General features: G+C 34.5%; 8 protein-coding genes. 2 read left to right on the top strand and 6 right to left on the bottom strand.

Translation table 11 applies throughout. From position 1 onward, the window contains the following. Positions 1-397: 397 nt before the first annotated feature. From CQA44_RS10475 to CQA44_RS10460, 4 genes are all read right to left on the bottom strand, one after another. Positions 398-1,564 (bottom strand): CinA family protein, encoded by a 1,167-nt coding sequence (locus CQA44_RS10475; protein ID WP_115547184.1) that lies wholly within the window; start codon positions 1,562-1,564, stop codon positions 398-400. A gap of 584 nt (positions 1,565-2,148) precedes the next feature. Beyond that, positions 2,149-3,024, bottom strand: a complete 876-nt coding sequence (locus tag CQA44_RS10470) for a bifunctional riboflavin kinase/FAD synthetase (protein WP_115547183.1) — start codon at positions 3,022-3,024, stop codon at positions 2,149-2,151. Further along, positions 2,993-3,994, bottom strand: coding sequence for an SAM-dependent methyltransferase (locus tag CQA44_RS10465; protein ID WP_115547182.1), 1,002 nt, complete (start codon positions 3,992-3,994; stop codon positions 2,993-2,995). Before CQA44_RS10465 ends, CQA44_RS10470 begins: the two co-directional genes overlap by 32 nt. A 31-nt stretch (positions 3,995-4,025) precedes the next feature. Next, positions 4,026-4,796: an EI24 domain-containing protein gene (locus CQA44_RS10460; RefSeq protein WP_408941391.1), complete on the bottom strand. Its 771-nt coding sequence runs from the start codon at positions 4,794-4,796 to the stop codon at positions 4,026-4,028. A gap of 250 nt (positions 4,797-5,046) precedes the next feature. Between CQA44_RS10460 and CQA44_RS10455 the strand changes: the two genes are divergently transcribed. Then, on the top strand, positions 5,047-5,892 hold the full coding sequence (locus tag CQA44_RS10455) for a peptidylprolyl isomerase (protein ID WP_115547180.1): 846 nt from the start codon (positions 5,047-5,049) through the stop codon (positions 5,890-5,892). 292 nt (positions 5,893-6,184) lie between these two features. Here the strand turns inward: CQA44_RS10455 and CQA44_RS10450 are convergent, their stop codons facing one another. Beyond that, a complete protein-coding gene (locus CQA44_RS10450) occupies positions 6,185-6,733 on the bottom strand; it encodes a PepSY domain-containing protein (RefSeq protein ID WP_115547179.1) in 549 nt (182 codons plus the stop codon). Positions 6,734-7,063: 330 nt separating this feature from the next. Here CQA44_RS10450 and CQA44_RS10445 point away from each other — a divergent pair, with 330 nt between their 5' ends. Further along, a complete protein-coding gene (locus tag CQA44_RS10445; RefSeq protein ID WP_115547178.1) occupies positions 7,064-7,273 on the top strand; it encodes a hypothetical protein in 210 nt (69 codons plus the stop codon). A 220-nt stretch (positions 7,274-7,493) separates the two neighbouring features. Here CQA44_RS10445 and CQA44_RS10440 read toward each other — a convergent pair. Further along, the coding region (locus tag CQA44_RS10440; RefSeq protein WP_181881875.1) for a histidinol dehydrogenase at positions 7,494-7,807 on the bottom strand (314 nt) is incomplete at its 5' end.

The raw sequence follows: 7,807 nt of genomic DNA, 5'->3' as shown, positions 1-7,807 counted from the left end.
GTACGATTATAAGTAAGAGTCATATTAAGAAAACTTACCGTGCTGATAAGAATCAGGAAATATCAGCTCTTGAGCAATAGAATACACAATATTGATGTTAGATTAATTCCTATCAAGAACCTTTGATAGAATCTCAACTTTAAATATCAATTCTATTTCACAAACTGCAAACTTGCACAATGCTTGGCATAGGGTTACTTTCCGGAATAGAATGTACTTCATTGATACAAGTTAATGTGTATCTCATAAAAATCAATGAGTAAGACTTGGAGTTGATAGATTCTTTGTTGCGACTAAACAAAATAGTTCTCTTAAATTGTGAGGTATAGGTTTGGCTCTTTTTGCCTATGAAAAACTTGTGCAATCTCTACACAAATCAACACATAACAAGCACACATTAATCATTAAGAGCGTGAAGGGCTAATCGTATTGCCCAGAGGCTTGCTTGCTGTTGTATAAAGCTTCTTTGTTGTGTGTGAGGACTTAGATTCTTTGAATCTGCTTTGGAATGATTAATTAGATAATCAGGAGAGAGATAATTTTGTGAAATTACTATTGGCAGCTTTGATTGACGTAATACACAGGTAAAAACATTTCCAGCAGGTAACTTTAAAAAATTATTTGCACTCAAATCATCTGTAGCTAAACCACTTGTTGCAATGGCTATATCTGCATTAAAGAGGCGAAGTACTCCCCTTGCCATAGCTTTCACACATTCTTCAGAATAAACACCAAATTCACACAAAATAGAATCTCGCACTTGCAAAATCTCTCTTTTAGATTCTATACTGTATGCGGTTATGCCCCCTTTATAGACTTTGCTAGCACCGTCAATGCCCGTAATGAGTGTGCTTAAAACTCCTCCTGTGCAGGATTCTGCTAGACAAAGTGTCAGAGATTCTTGTGTGAGCTTCTGAATAAGGAAATGGGCTAAATTACCTTTTAAAAGTCGCTCACCGAACAATTGAGCAATGTCTTGAAAAAAAGATTCTAAGTTTTTGTTATTGCCTTGTGCGATTATTTCATAATCATTACTCAAGAGGCTTGAATCTTGGTTAAACTGTTCCACACAATATTGTTTTGAAGTATGCAATACGATATGGTGCTTAGCGGCATAATTACTGATAATTTGTATTGCACTTTGTTGTTCAAAGCCCAATATCTCAAAGGATATGATTTGCGTTTGAGAAGTTTCTTGTTTGCTTCGTGCTTTTTTTAAAGCCGTTGGCATGGTATTTTTGTCATTCTTTATTTGCCGCTTGATGTCTTGTGAAATAGCTTTTTGTGCTATGTTAGACATTGTATTATCAAGCTTAGAATTTAATGTTTGAGGATTACTTAACGCGGCTCTTTGGGTTTTGACTTGCTTGGATTTTTTGCTTGGATTTTTTTGCAAACTAGCTTTTTTGTGAGAATCCTTGCTTTTTTTTGCCTGATTCATGTCTGAATTTATTTTTTCTGATTCCGAAGATTCTGTGAGGGGTTGTTTTTGGAGGTTTTTTAATATGCTCTTCTGATGGGGTGTATTGCTAGACTTGTCGTTAGAGATTTTTTTATTTTTCATGAGGCTTCCTAATCTTGAGAGTTTATCTTATAGATTGTATAGGGTTAAAGTTAATTTTGTGTCTTGCTTGTTTAGGTGGCAATAAGGACAAATGCAATGGTGCAGTACTTTTACGTTTAAACACAGTCTATCAATAACTCTCTATCTAAAGCTCATGCTATTCTGCCTGTGAAAGCAAGCCACATCAAGTAAATCCATGCTTACGAATCTTAAAGTTCTCTTTGACATAGCGACTTTAAGTGGAGTTGGAGGTAAGTATCCTAGCTTAAATTTTCACAAGACAGACTAAAGTCCTATTTTGCAGGATTGTGTCTCAAGCATGCAATAAACAGAGAGTCTAGTTTGCAGGTTATTTCTACTTGGTGCAGATGATTTGTTTAACTTGATTATGGTTTATAAGTGTAGTAATTCTATTGCACTGGATTGAGCAAGTTTTTATCCAATCTCGCATTCCGTAAGGGAGTGTTCATTCAACCTCATATTTGCCCACGCTTGTAAGTTATCGTGTTAAGAGCTGAATTTTTAATTTGAGATTCTAAGCATGAAGCGATACAATGGAGAATATCTCACACAGATTTTTTACCTCAAGAATCTATGTTACTCAACAGTTGTTTTGCCTTGTGTATGTCTTGCGCAATTTGTGCCTTTAAATCTTCTAGTTTTTCAAATTTCTGATTATTTCGTATTCTTTCTACAAAGCCTATTTTGATAGATTCTCTTCTTGATACTTCTATCGCACTTTCTTCAATAATATGACATTCAATGCAAAACTGTTTGTCTGTGCTTAGGCGATTGCCAACAAATATTACGCTTTTATAGATACTTGTACGCAGGTAGCAAAATCCTGCATACACACCATATTGCGGTAAAAGATAAAGGGTGGTTGCGATATTAATCGTAGGATAAAGTTGTTTTTTACCAATACCTTGACCTGCTATAACAAGCCCTTTGATTGTGTAGAATCTGTGCAGCATAATGTTTGCATTGACTATGTCTCCATATTTGATAAGCTCCTTGATAATACTTGTATGAATAGGCATGCCATTGAATTTTTGAGATTCTAAGATAACAACCTCTACTTGCGTTTTACCCATAACATTAAGTAGGGGCTTAATATCTGAAGTACTGCTTATGCGATTGGCACCAAAACAAAAGTCATAGCCTACAACTATTTTTTGTAAATGGGGCAAGATAGTAAAAAGTAGTGTTAAAAACTCAAGTGAGCTGTAAGATTTAATGACATCGAACCTTAGCCCATAGAAAGGGACCCGACTGTATGTTTCACGTTCTTTTGGAGGCGTGATAAAGGGTGGATACACTTGAGTAATACTAAGGGCTAATCCATTATCTCCCACCAAATCAAGCAGCTTTAAATGGGCTTTGTGCATGGCGTCAAATTTACCGATTGCAATAGAATCATAAGGTAATTTAGAATTGGCAAAAGATAAAAAACTCTTCATTCCCCTCCCTCCCTTTCACTTGTGATTTTTCAATATAGATTAATTTTACATTGCAATCTTCTAAGAGGCGAAGTATTGACAAAAGAGATTGCTCAATAGCCTTTATGTCTGTAACCACGCCTTTCTTATTGCGTTTTGCATATAAGCCTACTTCAAATTGCGGCTTAAAGAGTAGAAGTAAATGATTGCTAAAAGAACGCAAAGAATGTAGAATCTTAGACAAAGAAACAAAACTTACATCGCAAGTGAGCATACGAAAAGGCTTTGTTGTGTAGTGTTGTTCGGCTTTATTGTTATGTAAGATAGAATCTAATATGTTTGGACAAGACTTTTTATGAATCCAATAAACAGATTGCAGAGATTGAAACCTTGACAATTTTAACGCACAAGAAACTTTAGATTCTCTTCTAAGAGAATCTAAAAGCAGAGATTCTAACCAAAATCTCTGATGATTGCTAAAATCTCGAATATCAAGATTCTCTAATGAAAACACTTTTTTATTTTTTCTAAGATTCTTATCAAGCTGCAATGAACCAATATCTTGAGCTATCACAAAGCGCGCACCCTTTGCCAAAAGCACCTGGGTAAAGCCGCCGCTACTCGCTCCCACATCAAGCAAGACATGCCTTGCTATCAGGGCATGAATATGCTGTTTTATAGCAGTAATTTCCTCTTGCATAGAATCCTTAGTGTGAGTATAAGATTGTGTTTGATTGTCTCGTTTGATAATTTGTCCTTTACACAGGGTGTTTTCTAAGAATCTTTGTAGCTTAAATGCGCCTCTTGAACAATATAAAGTATTTGCAATAAATACCTCTTTGGTGAGAACAATAATATCATCTTGTGTGATACGATATGCTGGCTTAGAAATTCTTTGATTATTGACCAAAACACAATGTTGTTTAATCATATCATTTGCTTTCTGTCTTGAACAATGGTATATAGCAGCTATGTATTGGTCTAAACGCATAAGATTCTGTATGAAGATTGCTGAATGAGGATTAAGATTCTATACTTTTTGTATCAAGAGCGCAATCTGCTTCAATAATCTCTATGGGGCTTTGGTTTGAATTAAATTTTGCATACCAATTTAGCATAAAATGACTAAGAACTAACATTTGCCAAGGTAGCACAAAGAAATTAACCACGGGAATATATAAAAACGCGAAAATCGCACTATTAAGAAAAAACAGTGGCATAACATTATATTGCGAAAATATTTTATATTCATTATCGCGCATAATATTGAGAGCTATTTCATAATTAAGATTAAGAGAAAAGAATCGAAAGTAGAAAATTATACTGATTAGCATGCCAATGAACCCTAACCCAATCAGGTTGAAGAGAAAGCAAAACATTGATAAGATGAGAAACTTAGTCAATGTCTTAATAAAAAGTAAGCTTGAGAGCTTTAAGGATTCTAAAAAAGGATGAGGATTGAGTAAGACAGTGGGATAAAATTCTCTTTGAGTGAATTGTACGACTACAGGCGCAAAAAAACACACAATGATAAGCCAAACAATCCCTACCACAAAGGTAATGTAGGCAGCAACACTGATAGAAGCAAGCAAACACAATAAGACATAGACAGACGAATTAAGCAAGCCATCTTGTTTAGCATAATTGAGCCACATAGCAGGAAATTTCTCTAAAAACCAATCAAAATGATACAGGCTAAAGATACAAAGTGCTATATATAACAACATAAGAAAAAGCACAGGTAAAATACTTAAGGCGAGCATTTTGCGATACTTGAGACTCTTAAACGCCATTGTAATAGGTGTTTGCAAATGGGCAAAAAAGTCCCTGTTATTTATAAAATAAAAATAAATCATCATTTCCTCTCTGGATTTGTTTTTAGATAAAAGATTCTCTAATCCTGATAAAAAATACCTAAAAACTACAACAATTTACAATTAAAAGGTATGATTATACCTCAAATGCCTAAAGTTTCCCTTAACCTCACAAGGAGAAATTGACAAGCCTTAAGATTTAATATTATCAGCAAAATAAGGAGTTATAATGTCTATAATCTTAGCAAATGCGTTACGGAAAGCGACAATAGCAGGTTGTATTGTTCTTCCAGCAATATTGGGGACAATTTTGCACGCCAAAACAATTGTAACCGTTGATGGAACAGAAGTTTCAGATTCTATTTTTATCGCTTTGAAGCAACAAAATCCTAATTTTAATTATGATGCCTTACCAGAAGCTCAAAAAAAGCAGCTTTTAGACGAAATTATCACAGGGATTCTTACTGCTAATGCAGCAAAAAAAGAAGGGTTGGAAAAAACTGAAGAATATAGAATGGGCAGTTTGCAATTATTGTCTTCGCTGTGGCTAAAAAGGCAGGTTGATAGCCTCTCAAAGACGGTCAATGTAACGGAAGCAGAGGCGCAAAAGTTCTATAATGACAATAGCCCATTATTTATTACACAGAATGCGAAGTTATTGCATATTCTTGTTACAAAAGAAGAGGAAGCAAAAAACATCATTGCAGAAATTGGCAAAGTTCCTAAGAATAAAATAAAAGATAAATTCTCTGAGCTTGCAAAGAAGCATTCTATAGATCCGGGTTCAAAAGAGAATGGCGGACTAATTGACAAGATTAATCTTAGCGACCCTAATATTGCTCCAGAATTTGCGCAAGAAGTTAAGAAAATGACTGCGAACTCTTATAACAAAACGCCTATAAAATCTCGCTATGGATTCCATATTGTTTATCTTGAGAAAATCGACCAACCCATAAAAGACCCCTTTACTAAAGTAAAAACACAGCTTATCGAGAGGCTTAAACAAAAGAAGATTCAAGAAATACTGCAAGGAAAAGTAGATAAGATGAAAGATGCCGCGAGAATTACCTATTAAAACCTATCTTTTTATTTGTTTGTAAATCCTCGTTGTTTCAGTTAAGACAAGAGGCTTTTAGTCTCCTTAGTCTCATTGAGGGCGCGCTGCTTATTGCCTAAAATCTCTTAAGTGTTTTTATTTTAGAATCTATCTATGAAAAAACGCACCTAAAAAATCAAGTAGCAATAGAATCTGATTATAAAAAAGTAAGAGCTTTAGCCTTGACTTTCAACTAACAAAATAATGTGTTTTGGATTCATACTCATCAAATCTAATAAAAACCATCTCAAGACAAGTAAGAAAATCTATGCTATACACTGTAATACACAGCCATTGCAGTGATAATAAAGCCTAATCCCAAGATACCAAAAGCAGTTTTACGGTTTGCCTTAGCAAAAGAAGTAACGATAAGCCCAGAGAGATAAAATAGCATTAATGAGACAGAAAATCCTACGGCAACAATATCAAAGTAATATTTGCCTTTTGATTTGTGCATAAGCACTAAGATTCCATACAGACTTCTATCAACAGTGCGAAGTATAAAGCTGCCATTTTGTTCTTTTATAATTGAAACATTATATCTTATATTGCCTATTGTCGGATTTCCTCGGTGGTTGCGCATTTCTGTATTCTTTGGAATCTCTAGGTTGTGTTTTTGCAGTAAAGCTATCATAAACTGGACTTCTTCTCCTTTTTTTGGCGCAGATTCTAGTTTATATTCATGTATGGTAGCCCCTGCATCCTCACGTATGTCAAAGATATAAAGTGCGCCTGTGAGAGCATAAATCATTGCAGCAGGAAGAAAAAACAGACTGAGATAAGTGTGAATTTGCATCCAATTTTTCCTAGTTATTTTCATAAACTATTCCTAATTGATAAATATTATACAAGTAATTATTATAATATAAAAATGTAATCATTTCAGTTATTGAGAATAAAGTGTGCCTTGATAATTTCGCTATATCATTTGATAATCCATAAGGACTAAGCTTGGAAAAGGCGGTAATGGACTATGCAATTTTATTATCCTTAATGCTACTGTTAAAACTCTGTAGGAGTTATTTTAGAATCTCAATCTATTCCTAAAATATTTTCCGTTTTTTGATGTAGGGATATTGGGTCTGCTGCGCTGATTTCCTTGTAATATGCGATAACTTTGTCGTTTTGCTAGCCTGTGGATTTAGCTAGATTGATTGGTTATTGCCCTCCCATTAAGAATCTTAGTGGTTGCATTTCATTTGGTAGTAATTCTGTATTGAATTTTAAAAAAGATGAGGAACAGATTATTTTCTCTAACTTTCTTGTTGAAGATGCAATGCAGAATGATTGTTTGTGTTGTTCTTTTGCTTTTCTTGCAGATTCTCACCAACACTCTGCTTGCTTTTTTAGTTTCTCTTAATATTGTTTGTTTGCATTCTTTGGTTTTTGTTTCATATTTTGTCTCATTTCATGAGATAACTTTTAGTTTTTCGCTACCTTGAAGCAATAATTTCTTGCCTAATGTATTGTTGTCCTTTATTAAAAATAAATAACTCGCATTTTATGAAAAAAACAGTATTCAGTCTCATCACGTTATCTCTTACTATACATATCCAATACGCGATTAGGGGTTTATAAGATTATTGAGTAAGAGAATCCAATCGTGATAGCACAGAGAGTTTATGTGCTTCTAAACCTTCGTGTTCTGCAAGCGTAGCACAATCCAAGGCAAGATTTTGCAAGCCTTTCTTTGAGAATCCAATAAGGGAGCTTTTTGTGCAAAAATGTTCAACTCCTAATGGAGAAAAAAATCTAGCACTTCCCCCTGTAGGCAAGGTATGATTAGGTCCAGCTAAATAGTCTCCGATAGCCTCTGGAGTATAATGTCCTAAAAATACTGCACCAGCAGCTTTTATTAAGGGTAAGAGGGCATAGGGTTCATGCGTGATAATCT

Source organism: Helicobacter sp. MIT 14-3879 (assembly GCF_003364125.1).
This window is presented reverse-complemented; position numbering and strand designations above follow the sequence as displayed.